Origin of the sequence: Pseudomonas sp. FP2196, assembly GCF_030687715.1 — a bacterium.
Classification (GTDB): Bacteria; Pseudomonadota; Gammaproteobacteria; order Pseudomonadales; family Pseudomonadaceae; genus Aquipseudomonas.
This window is the reverse complement of sequence record NZ_CP117445.1, coordinates 5,157,203-5,174,509: the sequence shown is the minus strand read 5'-3', so window position 1 is coordinate 5,174,509 and position 17,307 is coordinate 5,157,203. Positions and strand designations below refer to the sequence as shown.

General features: G+C 60.2%; 13 protein-coding genes, 1 tRNA gene and 1 pseudogene. 8 read left to right on the top strand and 7 right to left on the bottom strand.

Going from position 1 to position 17,307, the window contains the following annotated elements; all coding sequences use genetic code 11:
* Window positions 1-52 precede the first annotated feature (52 nt).
* A complete protein-coding gene (gene can / locus PSH79_RS23140; RefSeq protein ID WP_007951756.1) occupies window positions 53-697 on the top strand; it encodes a carbonate dehydratase in 645 nt (214 codons plus the stop codon).
* 8 nt (window positions 698-705) lie between these two features.
* On the opposite strand, the gene PSH79_RS23135 is transcribed toward can, so the two are convergent.
* The 4 genes from PSH79_RS23135 to PSH79_RS23120 form a co-directional block, all read right to left on the bottom strand.
* Window positions 706-1,224, bottom strand: a complete 519-nt coding sequence (locus tag PSH79_RS23135; protein WP_305439792.1) for an SET domain-containing protein-lysine N-methyltransferase — start codon at window positions 1,222-1,224, stop codon at window positions 706-708.
* Window positions 1,225-1,404: 180 nt separating this feature from the next.
* Complete coding sequence (locus PSH79_RS23130; protein ID WP_305439791.1) at window positions 1,405-2,577, bottom strand: hypothetical protein; 1,173 nt, start codon at window positions 2,575-2,577, stop codon at window positions 1,405-1,407.
* A 120-nt stretch (window positions 2,578-2,697) separates the two neighbouring features.
* A complete protein-coding gene (locus PSH79_RS23125) occupies window positions 2,698-4,398 on the bottom strand; it encodes an acid phosphatase (RefSeq protein ID WP_305439790.1) in 1,701 nt (566 codons plus the stop codon).
* A 219-nt stretch (window positions 4,399-4,617) separates the two neighbouring features.
* Window positions 4,618-6,036, bottom strand: coding sequence for a short-chain fatty acid transporter (locus PSH79_RS23120; protein WP_305439789.1), 1,419 nt, complete (start codon window positions 6,034-6,036; stop codon window positions 4,618-4,620).
* Window positions 6,037-6,367: 331 nt separating this feature from the next.
* Here PSH79_RS23120 and PSH79_RS23115 point away from each other — a divergent pair, with 331 nt between their 5' ends.
* The 5 genes and pseudogenes from PSH79_RS23115 (at window position 6,368) to PSH79_RS23100 (ending at window position 10,608) form a co-directional block, all read left to right on the top strand.
* A complete protein-coding gene (locus tag PSH79_RS23115) occupies window positions 6,368-7,681 on the top strand; it encodes an MFS transporter (RefSeq protein ID WP_305439787.1) in 1,314 nt (437 codons plus the stop codon).
* Window positions 7,657-8,526, top strand: a pseudogene (locus tag PSH79_RS28290) (PAS domain-containing protein); the annotation flags it as partial. The gene PSH79_RS23115 and the pseudogene PSH79_RS28290, both read left to right, overlap by 25 nt.
* A complete protein-coding gene (locus tag PSH79_RS28285) occupies window positions 8,506-9,114 on the top strand; it encodes a methyl-accepting chemotaxis protein (RefSeq protein WP_370872681.1) in 609 nt (202 codons plus the stop codon). The pseudogene PSH79_RS28290 and the gene PSH79_RS28285, both read left to right, overlap by 21 nt.
* 188 nt (window positions 9,115-9,302) lie before the next feature.
* Window positions 9,303-9,902: a flavin reductase family protein gene (locus tag PSH79_RS23105; protein ID WP_305439784.1), complete on the top strand. Its 600-nt coding sequence runs from the start codon at window positions 9,303-9,305 to the stop codon at window positions 9,900-9,902.
* Window positions 9,903-9,975: 73 nt separating this feature from the next.
* Complete coding sequence (locus PSH79_RS23100) at window positions 9,976-10,608, top strand: LysE family translocator (RefSeq protein ID WP_305439783.1); 633 nt, start codon at window positions 9,976-9,978, stop codon at window positions 10,606-10,608.
* A gap of 84 nt (window positions 10,609-10,692) precedes the next feature.
* Here PSH79_RS23100 and ggt read toward each other — a convergent pair whose 3' ends face one another.
* Window positions 10,693-12,525 (bottom strand): gamma-glutamyltransferase, encoded by a 1,833-nt coding sequence (ggt, locus tag PSH79_RS23095; RefSeq protein WP_305439782.1) that lies wholly within the window; start codon window positions 12,523-12,525, stop codon window positions 10,693-10,695.
* Between the two features lie 252 nt (window positions 12,526-12,777).
* Here ggt and PSH79_RS23090 point away from each other — a divergent pair, with 252 nt between their 5' ends.
* Window positions 12,778-13,122 carry a cupin domain-containing protein gene (locus PSH79_RS23090; RefSeq protein WP_305439781.1) on the top strand — a complete coding sequence of 115 codons (345 nt, stop codon included), beginning with the start codon at window positions 12,778-12,780 and terminating at the stop codon, window positions 13,120-13,122.
* Between the two features lie 126 nt (window positions 13,123-13,248).
* Here PSH79_RS23090 and PSH79_RS23085 read toward each other — a convergent pair.
* Both PSH79_RS23085 and PSH79_RS23080 read right to left on the bottom strand, forming a co-directional pair.
* A tRNA-Met gene (locus PSH79_RS23085) sits at window positions 13,249-13,325 on the bottom strand.
* A gap of 115 nt (window positions 13,326-13,440) precedes the next feature.
* On the bottom strand, window positions 13,441-15,498 hold the full coding sequence (locus tag PSH79_RS23080; RefSeq protein WP_305439780.1) for a methyl-accepting chemotaxis protein: 2,058 nt from the start codon (window positions 15,496-15,498) through the stop codon (window positions 13,441-13,443).
* A gap of 453 nt (window positions 15,499-15,951) precedes the next feature.
* On the opposite strand from PSH79_RS23080, the gene PSH79_RS23075 reads away from it, so the two are divergent.
* Window positions 15,952-17,169, top strand: coding sequence for an MFS transporter (locus tag PSH79_RS23075; protein ID WP_305439778.1), 1,218 nt, complete (start codon window positions 15,952-15,954; stop codon window positions 17,167-17,169).
* Window positions 17,170-17,307: the final 138 nt, after the last annotated feature.

Genomic DNA, 17,307 nt, shown 5'->3' with positions numbered 1-17,307 from the left:
CCGACGGACGGTTGTCTGTCAAAGCAGCGCATCTTTCTTGAGGCCTTACAGCATGCATGACTTACAAGACCTGATTGATAACAACGAGCGTTGGGCTGACGCGATCACCAAGGAAGACCCGGATTTCTTCGCCAAGCTGGCGCGTCAGCAAACCCCTGAATATCTGTGGATCGGCTGTTCCGACGCACGGGTGCCGGCCAACGAGATCGTCGGCATGCTGCCGGGCGATCTGTTCGTTCACCGCAACGTCGCCAACGTGGTGCTGCACACCGACCTCAACTGCCTGTCGGTGATCCAGTACGCGGTCGATGTGCTGAAGGTCAAACACATTCTGGTCACCGGCCACTACGGCTGCGGCGGTGTACGGGCGTCGATGCAGGATCGTCAGTTCGGCCTGATCGACGGCTGGCTGCGTTCGATCCGCGATCTGTACTACGAAAAACGTGAAGAGCTGGCCAAGCTGCCAACCGAAGAAGAGCAGGTCGATCGGCTGTGCGAGCTCAACGTCATCCAGCAAGTGGCCAACGTCGCCCACACCAGCATCATCCAGAACGCCTGGCATCGCGGGCAGAGCCTGTCGATTCACGGTTGCATCTATGGCATCAAGGACGGTCGCTGGAAAAGCCTGAACACGACCATCAGCGGTTTCGAGCAACTGCCGCCGCAATACCGCTTGCGTCCGGTCGGTGCGCCGTAACCCAAGGCTTATCCGCGCTGATGCCAGCGTTGCAGAAAATGCTGGCCTTCGACGCTGGGAGGTTCGTTGTAACCGGTGATCCACCCGCGGCAGCGCTTGGAACCGCAACCGCAGGCGAACTGCCGCAGCAGTTTGTCTTCGGTTGCGGCGTAATCCATGGTCAGCCGCTCGCCCCTGTGGATATCTTTCAGTGCCCACAGCCACAGTTCGCTCATGTCGAGAAACACGTTCGGGTCGCAGGCGTGTTCAAACACGCCGCAAAAGCGCGGATCGTAGATATGGATGCCGGTCATCAGTTGTCGGGTCTGTCGGCAGCGATAGGGCAGTAATTGTCCGGAAACCCGACACATCCGGCTTGTGCGCAGAAATTCACGGCGCGCCGCTACACCTGTCGGGATACCGTTCTCATCGTGGATGATTTCGAAGTCGGCGCAGGACGGAAAGCCGAGGCGCACTGGCAAACCGGTGAAGGGGTAGATGCCCTCGGTATCGCGGGGAGCGGATCCAGCAACGGCGTGGCTATTCATAACAATCCTTGTCGCAAGGGGTTGCGACTTCCTTGATTGACGTCCTGTCAATACGGTGACACGTTTCTTTGGATCCAATCTATTCGTAACAGTTATAGCCGGTCTACTGTCAGATCTGACAGTCGAGATAGACGCTTTCCCGCGTCAGCCATGACTGACACGGGAATCACAACTGCTCGATTACAGATGCGGAGCGGGAACCGCGGCGGCTGGTAGCGGGGCTTTGAGCTGTTGCAGTTGCGCCTTGATCGGCGTGGTGGCGCACTTGGCAGCGGCCTCTTCCGGCTTCAGGTTGCGGATTGAGGTGTAAAACAGTTCGCAGGTTTTGACCTTTTGCGTCACCTGCCACGTCTGGGTGCAACTGCTGAGCGTAGTCTGCGGATCACTTCCCGGTTTGCTGCCCATCCCGGCCTGCCAGCAAGCGGCGCTCAAATCCTGCCCCATGACTTTCAGGCCTGCTGCGTCTGCCTTGGCTTGCGCATCGTCGCCGGTGTAGCTCTTGGGGTCGGCGGCATACCAGATATAACTTGGATGGTTGGAGCCCAGCACCGGCACTTTTACGCCTTCGCTCGGGCTGATTGTTGCCAGGCCCAGCACACTGACCGTCGGCCCATACTGCTGCTTGATCCAGTTACGCACCGGCGCACCGAAAGCGACCATCGGCAGCGTCGTGCCCTTGGCGGTCTGGCTGAATTGGCTGACCAGCGTGGTCTGGTAATCCTTGAAGTAGTCATAGACGCTTTCCAGATCACTGCCGGCATTGGACGGCGCAGCAATCGGGGCGATGTCGATGATGGTCTGGAAGGCCGGCGTCTGCTCGGCAGGGATGCCATTGACCGTCAACAGTGTCGCCCAACGATCCGTGGTGTTCGAGCGCAGATAATCCTGAGCCTGGGTCAGCGAATAATCTGGCGGGAAGTGCAACAACTCGACACTTTTGCGGTTTTCCAGCGCCATGCCCAATGGCAGGAACAGGTACCAGCTATAGGCCCATTTGCCGTCGGCATTGAGTTTGCTCGCGCCGGTATAAGCCAGATCACCGGCATCAAGCAGAGCAGATAGCGGTTTGTCGTAACCCTCAGGCACGCCGCTGATTTCGGCGTAAATCTGGCCGTTATCGTTCTTCACCAGCACCTTGGCATCGGTATAACCATCGCGCTGCACGCTCTGGTTCAGATAATGGGCGACGGTCTGCTCCAGCGACCAATTGCGAAAGCAGATCACGCTGCAGTTGTTGGGGTAGGCGAAGAGGCGGGTGACGCGCTCGGTGCTGCCCAGTTTCAGGTCGACATCAGCGTGGGCGGCCGCGCTCAGTGTGAGCGCGGCGAGGGTAAGTCCTGCGAATTTGAACATGCTCAGATCCTTTTCAGCGTGGTTTCCCCCCGATTTTTGGGGCGCTTCATATTGGATCAGCGCTGTGACACAGAGAAGCCATCATTCGCAGATTTTTACGTCACGCCGCAGGACTCGCTCTCAGACCTGAAAATGCAGGGCGTTGGTCAAATCCCCCATGGGTTTCTGGCCTCGTGCGGTCATTGCATCATCGCGCTGCTTGAGCCCGTCGAGGGTCTCCAGCTGGAACACTCGGGTGATCAGGCGCAGGATCGATGCCGTGTCGTAGACCGTGTGATCCACCGTGCCCTTGCGTGCGAAAGGCGACACCACCAACGCCGGCACCCGCGAACCCGGGCCCCAGCGATCGCCTTTGGGCGGTGCGACGTGATCCCACCAGCCACCGTTCTCGTCGACCGTGACGATCACCACCATGTTTTTCCACTGCGGACTTTCGCGCAGTACCTTCAGCGCACGCACGATGTGCCGGTCACCGGAAGCCACATCGGCGTAACCAGCATGCATGTTCAGGTTGCCTTGAGGTTTGTAGAAACTCACGGCGGGTAACTTGCCCGCCTCGGCATCGGCGAAGAATTTGTTGGTACTCGACTCGTCGCCCAAGCCAGCGTCGCGCAGGCGTTTGTTGCGCTCGACAGGATTCTGCGGGCCTTGCTGCTTGAAGTAGTTGAACGGCTGATGGTGGTACTGGAAGTTCGGAATCTTCGGAATGCCACCGGAATCCTTGTACTGATCCAGCGTCGCTTGCCACGCCCCGGCGTACCACGCCCAGTCGACGTTCTTCTTCGACAGCTTGTCGCCGATGTGCTCGTGGGTCTGCGGCACCAACACGTTGGGCAGATCGGGTTTCGAGTGCGCCGGACGCTCCGGGTCACGAATCCACGTCGGCCAGTAGGGCGGGGCGAGGGTGTTGACCGCGAAACCGTCCGGCGTCAGCGCACTCGGGCCAAACTGTGGCGGGCCGGTCATGGCACTGGTCGGTGATTGTGCCAGCGGTTTGAGCCGTGGATCGGCCGGGTCATCGCTTTGCAGCGCAGCGATTTGGCTTTTGGCCACCGAATTGGCAGCGTCCGGATAGAACGGCGCGGTGGCGCTGATCAGGTACTGATGGTTGAGGAACGAGCCACCGAAGGCGCCCTGGAAGAAGTTGTCGCACAGCACGAACTCCTGCGCGACGTCCCATAGGCGCAGGGAATAACGGCTTTGCGCGTAGTGGCCCATGGTCAAGCCACCGGCGTCGGCCCAGGCGACAAAACCGTCGTTCTTGCCGCCATTGATCTGCATCTGGTTCTGATAGAACACGTGCCATAGGTCGCGTGTCACCAGGCCGAATGGCAAGTCTTCGCCGCTCGGGCCTTTGAGGGCGAACGGTGCGTTGGGCAGGTTTTCCTGAAACTGTGTCGCGTTGGGATAGGTCACGCCATCAATGGTTTGCGGGCCGATCTGCAACACACCGCCCCAGGCTGGCGGCAGGGTTTGCAGCAGGCTGCCGTCGCGGTCGCGCTGTTGATAGTCAGCAGGCTTGAGCGCTGACAGCGGCTTTTCGACGCCGGGGAAATCGCCGAACAGGTTATTGAAACTGCGGTTCTCGGCGTAGATCACCACCACGGTTTTCACCTGATCGCGCAGGGCCTTGTCCAGCTCGGCGGGCGTCAGCGGGCGCTCGGCCGGTTTGCCTGGTTGATCACCGGCGTTGCTGCAGCCGGCCAGCGTTGCACCAACGCCAAGTACCGCGACGCCACCGAGAAAGCGGCGGCGACTGGTATCGGTGGGGTTATCGGATTTTGGCGAGGAGGGGTCTTTGCTGTCTGTATCGTCGTTCATGTCGCGCCCGTTTTTGCTTAAATGTTTCAGTATGTTTCGGGCGGACGCTAACAAGGGAGTGTGACGCAGGGATTACAGGTTTGAATGCGCCGAGAATGAAGTGTGGGAGCCAGCCTGCTGGCGATAGCGGTGTATCAGTCAGAATTGAAGTTGACTGACACACTGCAATTGCCAGCAGGCTGGCTCCCACAAGTGTTCTATGTCGTCAGGTCGATACGTTTACGGCATCACCGGCGGCGTATACGCCAATGTCGTCCCCAACGCCCACAGCAACAACAACACCAGCGGCGTGTGCACCAGCAATTGCACGAACGAGAAGCCGATCAGATCCCGCGCCTTCAGACCCAGTACGCCCAGCAGCGGCAGCATGTAGAACGGGTTGATCAGGTTCGGCAGTGCTTCGGCGGCGTTGTAGATCTGCACCGCCCAGCCGAGGTGGTATTGCAGGTCATTGGCGACTTGCATCACGTACGGCGCTTCAATGATCCACTTGCCGCCGCCGGACGGGATGAAGAAACCGAGAATCGCCGAGTACACCCCCATCAACAGCGCATAAGTGTCGTGCGAGGCGATGCTGACGAAGAAGGTCGAGATGTGATGCGCCAGAGTTTGCGCATCAGCGCCTTTGACCGTGGTCATCAGCGCGGCAATCGAGCCGTACAGCGGGAACTGGATGAGTACGCCAGTGGTGGTCGGCACCGCACGCGCCACTGCATCGAGGAAGCTGCGCGGACGCCAGTGCAGCAGCGCGCCGAGCATGATGAACAGGAAGTTGTAGGTGTTCAGACCGGAAATCGCGTTGATCGCCGGTTTGGTCGAAAACTCGTGGAACAGCCATCCCGCCGCCAGCAGCACCAGCACGATGATCAGCAGTGGGCTGTGTTCCAGCCATTCGCCGGGACGCGTGCGCGGTTGTAGCGGCGGCAGGTTGAAGGCCGGGTCGATGCCGCAGGCCTTGGCGTCGCGCGCAGAGTTCGGCCCAGGGGCGGTGGCGTAGGCGATGATGATCGAAATCACGATCAGCGCCAGCAGCATCACGCCGGATTGCCAGAGGAAAATGGTTTCGGTGAACGGAATAACGCCTGTAATCGACAGGATCGACGGCGGCAGACTGGCGGGGTTGGCCTGCAACTGTGCAGCCGACGACGATAGGCCCAGCGCCCACACCGCGCCGAGGCCAAGGTAGGCAGCGGCTCCGGCGGCGCGGTAGTCCATTTTCAGATCGGTGCGGCGGGCGAGGGCGCGCACCAGCAAACCGCCGAACACCAGCGACAGACCCCAGTTGAGCAGCGACGCGACCATCGAGATCAAGGCGACCCAGGCCACGGCGGAGCGACCGTTTTTCGGAATGCGTGCCAGGCGATCAATCAGTTTTACGGCGGGGGGCGAGCTGGCGACGACGTAGCCGCCGATCACCACGAAAGCCATCTGCATGGTGAACGGGATCAGGCTCCAGAAGCCGTCACCGAACGCCATGGCGGCAGCGGTGGGTTTGGCGCCCATGGCCAGCGTGGCCAGTGCAACGATAATGACGGCCAACGCGGCGAATACCCAGGAATCGGGAAACCAGCGTTCGGCAAAGTTTGAACAGCGCAAGGCAAAGCGCGCAGAGCGGCTATCTTCGATATCAACGGCCACGGGAGTACCTCGGATTTTTATGGTTATTGTGGTCTTGCAGACGAAACATATATCCCCTGTAGGAGTGAGCCTGCTCGCGATAGCGGTGTGTCTGTCAGCTCTATGTTGATAGTGCCGACGCTATCGCGAGCAGGCTCACTCCTACAGGGTTCCCGGCTCGGCTTGCCGACGGTGGAGTTCGCCTGGCAGGACAGGCATTAACAGTAAATCAACTGCCCATTCTTTGTGAGCAGGTTTTGCAGAACCATGACTATGGTCTAACGGGTTGTCCATCCGTCCATTTGCGTAGACCATGGGCGCCTTGGTTTTTTGCCTGCCCGAGTTCTTTGCCATGACTGCCCAAACCACGGCCAAACCTTCGCCGTTCAGCCGCTCCGACTACAAGACCCTCGGCCTTGCGGCCCTTGGCGGGGCGCTGGAGATCTACGATTTCATCATTTTCGTATTCTTCGCACTGACCCTCAGCCAGTTGTTCTTCCCGCCGGAAATGCCCGAGTGGCTGCGCCTGCTGCAAAGCTTCGGGATTTTCGTCACCGGTTATCTGGCGCGGCCGTTGGGCGGCATCCTGATGGCACATTTCGCCGATCGCTTGGGACGCAAGAAAGTCTTCAGCCTGAGCATCCTGATGATGGCGCTGCCGTGCCTGTTGATCGGGATCATGCCGACGTATGCGCAGATCGGTTATTTCGCGCCGCTGCTATTGCTGGCGCTGCGCATCCTGCAAGGCGCGGCGGTCGGCGGTGAAGTGCCGAGCGCCTGGGTGTTCGTCGCCGAACACGCACCGACCGGCCATCGTGGTTATGCGCTGGGCTTTTTGCAGGCCGGGCTGACGTTCGGCTACCTGATTGGCGCACTGACCGCGACCTTTCTGGCGCAGGTCTTCTCCCCGGCGGAAATCCTCGATTACGCCTGGCGCTATCCGTTCCTGCTCGGTGGCGTATTCGGCGTGATCGGTGTCTATCTGCGTCGCTGGTTAAGCGAAACTCCGGTGTTCATGGCGATGGAAGCGCAGCGCGAAGCGCGCGTTGAACTGCCGCTGCGCACTGTATTGCGCGAGCACCGGCTGGCGATGCTGCCGGCCATGCTACTGACTTGCGTACTGACCTCGGCGGTAGTGGTGTTCGTCGTCATCACCCCGACCATGATGCAGAAAACCTTCGGCATGACCGCTAGCCACACCTTTGCCCTGAGCGCATTGGGCATCGTCTTCCTCAACATCGGTTGCGTGATCGCCGGTCTGCTGGTTGATCGCATCGGTGCCTGGCGCACGGTCATGCTCTACAGCCTGCTGCTGCCGCTGGGCATCGCCGTGCTTTATGGCTGTCTGATCATGGGAGCTGATTGGGTCGGCCTGGCCTACGCCGTGGCCGGTCTGGCGTGTGGTGTCGTCGGTGCGGTGCCATCGGTGATGGTCGGTTTGTTCCCGGCGCGTATCCGCGTGTCGGGCATTTCCTTCACCTACAACATTGCCTACGCCGCGTGGGCGAGTATCACGCCGCTGTTGTTGATCGGTCTGATGCCGTGGAGCCCGTGGATCTGCGTGATTTTCTGCGCGGTGATGGGCGTGGTGGGGATCCTCAGTGCGGCGTATTTCGGTTCGCGGATGCCACGCACCGGCCAATGTCAGGTGGCCGGAACTGCCTGACACCCAACACCAGAACTATTTTTGACTCGCCGGTCTCAAGCGCTCTTCAGAAAAGTTTTCCAAGGCCGATGGTTAGGCTGTATCCCGCTTACTACCCTGCCCATCGGTGCTTTTCCATGTTCAACAAACGCCTGAAGCAAGAGCTGGCCGCTCTTCGTGAAGAACTCTCCAGTCTTGTGCAGGTAAAGGAAAGCCTGGAAAGCGAGATGCTGGTGCTTACCCTTGAGCCGGACGGACGCATTCAATCGGTCAACCAGAACTTCCTCAACGAGATGCTCTACAAGAGCCATGACCTGATAGGCCGTGCGCTTGAAGACATCGTGCCGACCCACGTCAAGTCCGACGAATTCCACCACCGTTTCAAGAACGCGATGAGCCGAGGCGAGCACTTCGCCGGGGCCGTGCGTCTGTTGCGTGGCAATGGTGATGAAGCCTGGTTGCGCTCGATCGCTCAGCCCGTGCGCTCTTCGGACGGGCGGATCAAGCACATCTCGATCTACTCCAGCGATCTGACCCGCACGATCGAAGCCTCCCGCGAACACGAGAACCTGATCGGCGCGCTGGTGCGCTCCACTGCCGTGATCGAATTCGACCTCAATGGCAATGTGCTGAACGCCAACGAGCGCTTCCTTAACGGCATGGGTTACAGCCTGGCGCAAATCAAGGGCAAACATCACCGCACCTTCTGCACCCCAGAGGAATACAACAGCGCCGAGTACCAGAACTTCTGGCGCCGCTTGAACAACGGCGAATTCGTGGCCGACCGCTTCAAGCGTGTCGACAGCCATGGTCGTACAGTCTGGCTGGAGGCGTCCTACAACCCGGTGGTCGATGCCAACAACAAACTGTACAAAGTGGTGAAGTTCGCCACGGTCATCACTGATCAGGTCAATCGCGAACAAGCCGTCGCCGAGGCCGCCAACATTGCCTACAGCACCTCGCAGCAGACCGACAGCACCGCTCAGCGCGGTACGACCGTTGTCACCGAGGCCGTCAACGTGATGCGCGATCTGTCGCGGCACATGCAGACCGCCGGTGAAGGCATCGAAGCGTTGAACGAGCAGTCTTTGGTGATTGGCAGCATCGTCAAAACCATCAGCGGCATTGCCGAACAGACTAACCTGCTGGCGCTTAACGCCGCCATTGAAGCGGCTCGCGCGGGCGAGCAGGGACGCGGCTTTGCGGTGGTGGCCGATGAAGTGCGACAACTGGCTTCACGTACCAGCCAGGCGACCGAGGAAATCGTCGGCGTGGTGCGTCAGAACCAGGAAATGGCGCGCAACGCCGTGGCGCTGATGACCGACGGCAAACTCCAGGCCGAGCAAGGCCTGGCGCTGGCGGCGGAGGCGGGCACGGTGATCGTCGAGATTCAGGACGGTGCGCAGAAAGTGGTCGACGCAGTCGGCCAGTTCGCCAATCAACTGTCCCATTGATCTGCACGCTGATCCCTGTAGGAGCTGTCGAGTGAAACGAGGCTGCGATCTTTTGATTTTGGTTTAAGGATCAAGGCCAAGATCAAGAGATCGCAGCGTGCCGCAGCGCCTACAGGGTTCCTTCGCCAGCAGTTCTTTCTGTGGTCTGGCGCTACAATCTGTTCCTTTTTTCCCCGGAGCAGATCCCCATGAGCGACTCCCACCGCCGCCCGGTGCCCCTCAACAAAGCCTACCGCCTGCTCAATCACGGGCCGACCGTACTGGTCAGCGCTGCCCATGACGGCCAGCGCAACATCATGGCCGCCGCATGGGCGATGCCGCTGGATTTCGAACCGCCGAAAGTTGCCGTCGTGCTCGACAAATCCACTTGGACTCGGCAATTGCTTGAGGCCTCAGGTACCTTCGTGCTCAACGTGCCATGCGTCAATCAGGCCGACATCGTGCAAACCGTCGGCAACACGTCAGGTCTGGACATCACTCAAAACCAGGGACAGGACAAGTTTCAGGCGTATGGCTTGCAGACTTTTAGCGGTGAACAGGTCGAAGCGCCGCTGCTCGATGGATGTGTGGCCTGGCTGGAATGTCGTTTGCTGCCCGAACCGCGCAATCACGAACAGTACGATTTGTTTCTCGCTGAGGTCATCGCCGCCCACGCCGATGAACGTGTGTTCAGTGAGGGGCGCTGGCATTTCGAGGGGCATGACGGCCTGCGCACCTTGCACCACGTAGCAGGCGGGCATTTCCTGACGATTGGTGATGCGGTGGATGGCAAGACGCTCGCGCTTTAACGCAGGCTGATGGCAAACCATTACCGAATGTTGCAAGGTAGGGGCATTGTCGAACCAATCAGGCACGTGCCCCATGGACCTTTCCCTTTCGAGTTATCTCGCTCCGTTGCTGTCGCTTGCGTTGTTGTGGACGGTTGCGGTGGTCACGCCTGGCCCGAACTTCTTCAACATCGCTCAACTCGCCGTTAGCCGCTCCCGCCGCCATGGCGTGGTAGCGGCGCTCGGTGTTGCCAGCGGAACGGTGTTGTGGGGACTGGCGGGCGGCCTGGGCATCCAGTCATTGTTCAGCGCGGCACCGGCGCTTTACCTGAGCTTCAAGATCGCCGGTGGCTGTTACCTGATCTATCTCGGGCTCAAGCAATTCAAACGCAAGGCGCCCATTGCCCCCGGCGCATCAGATTCATCGGAGCAAACATTGCTTGGCGCTTACGCGCGCGGTTTTCTGGGCAACATGACCAACCCCAAGTCGGCGCTGTTTGTCGCCACCATCTTCGCCACCGCAATGCCGGCTCACATACCGCCGTTGCTGCTGGCGCTGGCGGTGATGACCATGGCCACGTTGTCGTTCAGTTGGTATTGCAGCGTGGCGCTGTTCTTTGCCAGCCGGCGGATTGCCGGTGTTTACGAGCGGTCACGTAAATGGCTGGATCGGTTGGCGGGCGGTTGTTATCTGCTGTTTGGTGCGCATTTGGTGGCTAGTCGCTGATTCGTGATTGCCAAGAAAAAACTCGATCTCAGAGCATAAAAAAGGCCTACCTCCCGGTAAGCCTTTTCCATTCACTGCGTAGCCTCAATCCCCCAACGCTTCCCCTTCACGCCGTGGATCCGCGCCACCCGCCAACGACACTTTCCCCTGCGCATCCTTGACCCGCACGATGGCCTGGGTGCCGCTGGTCATGTCGATTTCATTCACCGTGTGGCCCTTGTCCTTCAGTGCTTGAATCAGCGCCGGGCTGAACTGGCCTTGTTCCAGTTCGGTCGGGCCGTTGCGGCTGCCGAAGTTTGGCAGGCTGATGGCGCTTTGCGGGTCGAGGTTCCAGTCGAGCAGGCCGACGGTGGTTTTCGCCACGTACTCGATGATCTGCGAGCCACCCGGTGAGCCGACACTGGCGAGGAATTCGCCGCTGTTGCGGTCGAAGATCAGCGTGGGCGCCATCGACGAGCGTGGGCGTTTGCCGGGTTCGACGCGGTTGGCGACTTTCTGCCCGTTCTCTTCGGGGATGAACGAGAAGTCGGTCATCTGGTTGTTCAGCAGAAAGCCTTGAACCATCAGGTGTGAGCCGAACGCGGCCTCGATGGTGGTGGTCATCGACACGGCGCCGCCGAGGTCATCCACCGCCACCACTTGCGAGGTGGAGATGCGCAGCGGCCAGCGATCCGGCGCGTAGGCCACCTGCACACCCGGCGGTGTGCCCGGTTTGGCGCTGCCCATGCTGCGTTCGCCGATCAGGCTGGCGCGGCTGGCGAGGTAGCCTGAGTCGATGAGGCCTTTGACCGGCACTGGCACGAAGTCGGTGTCGGCGACGTATTGCGCGCGGTCGGCGTAGGCCAGGCGTTCGGCTTCGGCGATCAGGTGCACGGCTTGTGGATCGGGTTCGAGGCCGGCCGGTTTATCCGTCTTGTGGGGGGTGAGCGGGGTCAGCGAAAGGCGCGGGTCACGGGTCTCCAGCGCCTGCAAGGTGCCGAGAATCTGTGCCACGGCGATCCCGCCCGACGACGGTGGCGGCATGCCACAGACCTGCCAGCGTTTATAGTCGGTACACAGCGGCGCGCGCTCCTTGGCCTGATAGCGTTGAAGATCGTTCAAGGACAGGCTGCCGGGGTTGGCGTGGCCCTGAACCTTGGCGACGATTTCCTCGGCGATCGGGCCTTTGTAAAGCGCGTCCGCACCTTCGTTGGCGATGCGTTTGAGCACCGCGGCCAATGCCGGGTTTTGCAGACGCGTGCCGACGGCTTTGACGCTGCCGTCGTGGTTGAGGAAGTACGCGGCCATGTCCGGCGATTTACGAATGACCGGGTCTGACGCCAGCAGCGAATACAGACGCGGGGAAATCGCAAAGCCTTGTTCGGCCAGTTTGATCGCCGGCTCGAACAGCTTCGCCCACGGCAGGCGACCGTGTTGTTTATGCGCCATCTCCAGCGCACGCAACACGCCCGGTGTGCCGACCGACCGGCCGCCAATCTGCGCCTGCGGGAACGGCATCGGTTTACCGTCGGCTTGCAGGAACAGTTTCTCGGTGGCGCCGGCCGGTGCGGTTTCGCGACCGTCATAGGTGCGCACCTGTTTGCCGTCCCACAGCACGATCATCGCGCCGCCACCGATCCCGGAGGATTGCGGCTCAACCAGCGTCAGCACCGCTTGCATGGCAATCGCCGCATCAATCGCCGAGCCGCCCTGGCGCAGCATCTCGCGACCGGCTTCAGCGGCCAGCGGATTCGCCGCGGCGGCCATGTGTTTGCTGGCGTGACGGGTTTGCAGGTCGGTGCGATAACCGGAGGCGGCTTCCGGCGCCAAAGGCAGGGTCGAGGCGGGTGGGGCGTTGCACGCGGTGAGGGTCAGGGCGCTGATGATCAGCGTCAGGGCTGGCAGGCGAAAGCGGCTCAAGGGCAAGGCTGAAAACACGCGGGCTCTCCGTCCGTGGGGGAAAAGTCTGTGGGACTTTATCGGCCGACCGTGCAGGACGCAAACCATAGAGGTATTTGCCCTTCATGTGTTGGCGAGCTTTCTTGCGGATCAAGGGCAGCCGTTAGCCCCGGGCATCGTGCGCAACAAGCGCCCGACATAGCTCAGTTGCTTCTACGCTGATAAGTACATGTGATCGCTCTGAAGGCGCTCACATCGAGTCGTTTCTGTATAGCCAGAGAGGTGCGCGTGATGATCAACGAACGGGTTGCACCTGAGACAAAAGGTGTTGCGGTGACGTTACTTGCAACCATTGACCTCGGCCCTGAGATTGAGGGCATGGCAGGGCGTCAACTTAGAATGCGGATGGTGACCATTGAGCCTGGAGGTGTCTTCGGGCCGGTTCATAACCATAGAGACAGGCCCGGTATCGTTTACATACTGCAAGGATCCATCACTGACCATCGAAATGGAGTCGCCACTGACTATGGGCCGGGAGTGGGCTGGCCCGAGGATAGAAACACCACGCACTGGCTTGAGAACAGAGGCACTCTTGCGGCAGTGGAGATCTCGGTCGATATCGTCAGGCAAGATTAATATCCGGCCCTGTATCTGCGACGCTTGAGCCAGTAAACGCCCCAGGTGTCTTGATCGCTCCTGCGCCAGTACTTTTCTCGAGGCATAAAAAAACGGCCTACCTTTCGGTAAGCCGTTTTTAGTACTTGGTGGCTACACAGGGACTTGAACCCCGGACCCCAGCATTATGAATGCTATGCTCTAACCAACTGAGCTATGTAGCCAAGTGGCGCGCATTATTCCCCTGAAATGGAAAAGCGTCAAGCGTAAATTTAAAATATTTCTTCTTATTTTCAACCGCTTATCCCCCAGCCCGGGAAATCCGGGCCGGGCAGGGTGTCAACGTAGCTGGAATCTCGCGGTATTGGCGCTCAACGCATGGCTGCCCTGGCTCAGGGTGTCCGCCGCCAAGTTCACCGCCCGCGCACCTTCAAGCAAACGCACCGCCGCCTGATCGACCTGCTGGATATTGCCGCTGACCTCATCGGCGGTGCTCGCTTGCTCTTCCACCGCCGTGGCGATCTGCGCGAGGGTGTCGGTGACGCTCTGTACGGCGCTGGCGATTTCGCCCAAGCGTTCACCGAGACTGGTGACCGACTCGGCATCGGTTTGCGCCTGGCCGCACGCGGCTTCCATCAAACTCACGGCTTCGTTGACCGTAGCGCGCAAGCTATCGACCGTGCCGGCGATCTGCGCGGTGGACGATTGAGTGCGTTGTGACAGGCTGCGCACCTCATCGGCGACCACGGCAAAACCGCGACCTTGTTCACCGGCCCGCGCAGCTTCAATCGCCGCGTTGAGCGCCAGCAGGTTGGTCTGTTCGGCGACGCCGCGAATGGTGTCGACCACCAGTTGAATCTGCTGCCCTTGCTCGCTGACCCGGCCCAGTGCCGCTGCCGTTTCGTTGAGGCGTTGATTGAGTTGCTGAATGCTCGCCGTGGTGCGCTGGCTGTCGCGGCTGCTGTCGGCGGCGATGCGTCGGGTGTGTTGAGCGCTGCCGGAAGCCTGTTCGCAACTCTGCGCCACGCCTTGGGATGTCGCCGCCAATTGCGTGGCAGCGGCGGCGATCTGGCTGATCTGTAACTGCTGCGCTTCGACTTCACCGAGCGCGCCGCTGGAGTGATCGTTGAGACTGCGCACCGCGCTGCTCAGTTGCGAGGTCTCGTGATCGACGCCGAGCATGCTGTTGCGCAGTTGCACCACGGCGACGTTGAGTGCGGTGCTGATCGCCGCCAACTCATCGCGGCCCACCACCGGCACTTGCAGGCTCAGGTTGCCGTCACGCAGGGCTTCGGCAAGTACCGTGATGCCGCTGGCGCTGCGCCGGATCGAGGTTTGCAGGCAGATGAACAAGTACAACGCGGCCAGTAGCAGGCAGCCGAATACAGCGGCGACGAGGATGAACTGTCGAATCGCCGAGCTATGGTAGGCATTAAGGCGTTGATCCAGCGACACCAGCGATTGCTGGCGCAGGGAGGCGAGGTCGGTCAGCAATGCGTCGAGGCTGCGTTCGAACTCTTCCGGCTTGAGCGTGATGCTGCCGCCGAACACGCCGTCATCCAGCACCTTCAGGCCTGCGTCGAGATTTTTCAGGCTGCCGTGATACTGGCCGGCCCAGGTTTGCAGCTCTTTCGGCAGGCGCGCTTCGAGCAGGCCTGCCGTTTTGACAAGCTGCTCGCGAGCATCGCCGATACGGCTGCGCAGATCGCGCAACTGCAAACGGCTCTGCAAGGTGAACTGCCCGGACACTACCGACGCCTGACCCACCGCCGCGAGGCGACCGACCCGTTCGATCAGATCCGGCGCATGCTGCGTGGAGATTTGCGTGAGCAAGTAGGTTTCCAGCCACGGCGCCAGGGTCAGGCGATTGTCCATGACGATCTGCTCGCGCAACGCTTGCAGGGCGCTGAGGGCATTGGTGAAACGGTCATAACCGTCCGGCCACCAGCCGACGCCGCTGAGGCTTTTCGAGTCCAGGCCATTGAGCGCGGTTTGCAACGCCTGATAGCGGACGAGAATCTCGCCGTCTGCACCTTCGTTTTTCAGAGCATTGCCCAAATCGGCGGTGGCTTGCAGGACGGCGGGTTGCACGCCATCGAATGCAGCCATGGCGGCGAGGGTGGCTGGCGTCGGCTGACGATTGGTTTCCGTAGCGCGCCAACGGGCGGCGCGGTCACGTTGGGCTGCGAGCAGATTGTCCAGCGCATCGAGGCTGAGCAATTGGCGCACCCCGGCGCGTTCGCCGGAAATCAGATTGAGCTTGTCGCGATAGTCCTGGCCGATCATCAACAGGCTGCCGGCCAACGGCAGAATGAACAGCAGAAACAACAGCTGGAATTTACGTGCGAAGCCAAACCGCCCCAGCAATTTGATCCCCGGTGAAAGGAAAGCCTGCATGCCCCATGACTCCTCTGGACACCACGCACCATCGGCGTGCATCGCGGTCGTGCGACCTTGATGTTGTGCCCTGCTAAAAGGCCTCGAAAGTTCACTCTCGCCCGCTCTGTAGGCCGGCTCTGTAGCGAAACTTCCCATTCTCGGCAGCCTTTGTAAGGCCGCCGCGTTCAAGAGAAGTAGCAAGGCAAGATTCAGACCATGGCGTTGCGCTATCACCTATATGCCAGATATCAGATTTTCCCCCCCTGTAGGCGCTGCCGAAGGCTGCGATCTTTTGATCTGTTTTTAGAATCAAGATCAACAGATCGCAGCCTGCGGCAGCTCCTACATGATTCGGTCAGTGGGTCTGGTCAGTTGAATAGTTAGCTGGCTAAGGGGATGGCGCTGGCGCACCGAAAAATGGCACATTGACCTACCTGCCTGCGGGCACCCATCTGCTGTCCGGAAATTTCCATGGCTATCAGTAACGCTCAGACCGCCGCTGCCTCGGCGTCCGCTCCTCCCCAAAGCAGTCCACTGGTGATGCGCATCATCGGCGCGGTGGCGCTGGCGCATTTGATCAATGACCTGATCCAGTCGGTGCTTCCATCGATCTATCCGATGCTCAAGGCCAACTACGGACTGAGCTTCACTCAGGTCGGCTTGATTACCCTGACGTTTCAACTGACCGCCTCGCTTTTGCAGCCTTGGGTCGGTTATCACACCGATCGCCATCCGAAACCGTGGCTGTTGCCGGCAGGTTCCATTTGCACGTTGATTGGCATCGTGATGATGTCGATGGTCGGCAGTTTCCCGTTGATTCTGTTGGCGGCAGCGCTGATCGGTATCGGTTCCTCGACGTTCCACCCCGAGGCATCGCGGATTGCGCGCCTGGCTTCGGGCGGGCGTTTTGGTCTGGCGCAGTCGACCTTTCAGGTTGGCGGTAACGCGGGCTCTGCGTTCGGCCCGTTGCTGGCGGCGGCGATTATTATTCCGTTCGGTCAGGGCAATGTGGCGTGGTTCGGTCTGTTCGCGGTGTTTGCGTTGTTCGTGCTGTACCGCATCAGTCGCTGGTACGCCCATCACCTCAACCTGTTCAAGCTCAAGGCCGGCCAGGCGGCGACTCACGGGCTGTCGAAGGGCAGGGTGACCAGTGCGTTGGTGGTGCTCGGTTTGTTGGTGTTTTCCAAGTACTTCTACATGGCCAGCCTCACGAGCTATTTCACGTTCTACCTGATCGAGAAGTTCGACCTGTCGGTGGCCAGTTCGCAACTGCACCTGTTCCTGTTTCTTGGCGCGGTGGCGGCGGGTACGTTCTTTGGTGGGCCGATTGGCGACAGGATCGGGCGTAAAGCGGTGATCTGGTTCTCGATCCTCGGTGTGGCACCGTTTACGTTGCTGATGCCCCACGTCGATCTGTTCTGGACGACGGTCCTCAGCGTGGTGATCGGCTTCATCCTCGCTTCGGCGTTCTCGGCGATTGTCGTGTACGCGCAGGAACTGGTGCCGGGCAATGTCGGGATGATTGCCGGGATCTTTTTTGGTTTGATGTTCGGGTTTGGCGGGATTGGTGCGGCGTTGCTTGGGCATCTGGCGGATGTGCACGGAATTGAGTACGTGTATTTCCTGTGCTCGTTCTTGCCGTTGTTCGGGGTGTTGGCGATCTTCTTGCCGCGAACCAAAAAGGCCTGACCCCACACAATTTAAACTGTAGGAGTGAGCCTGCTCGCGATAGCGGTATGTCAGTCGAGGCAACTTTAGCTGACACACTGCTATCGCGAGCAGGCTCACTCCTACAGGGGGAATCTGTTGATCCATAGATTTCAGGCA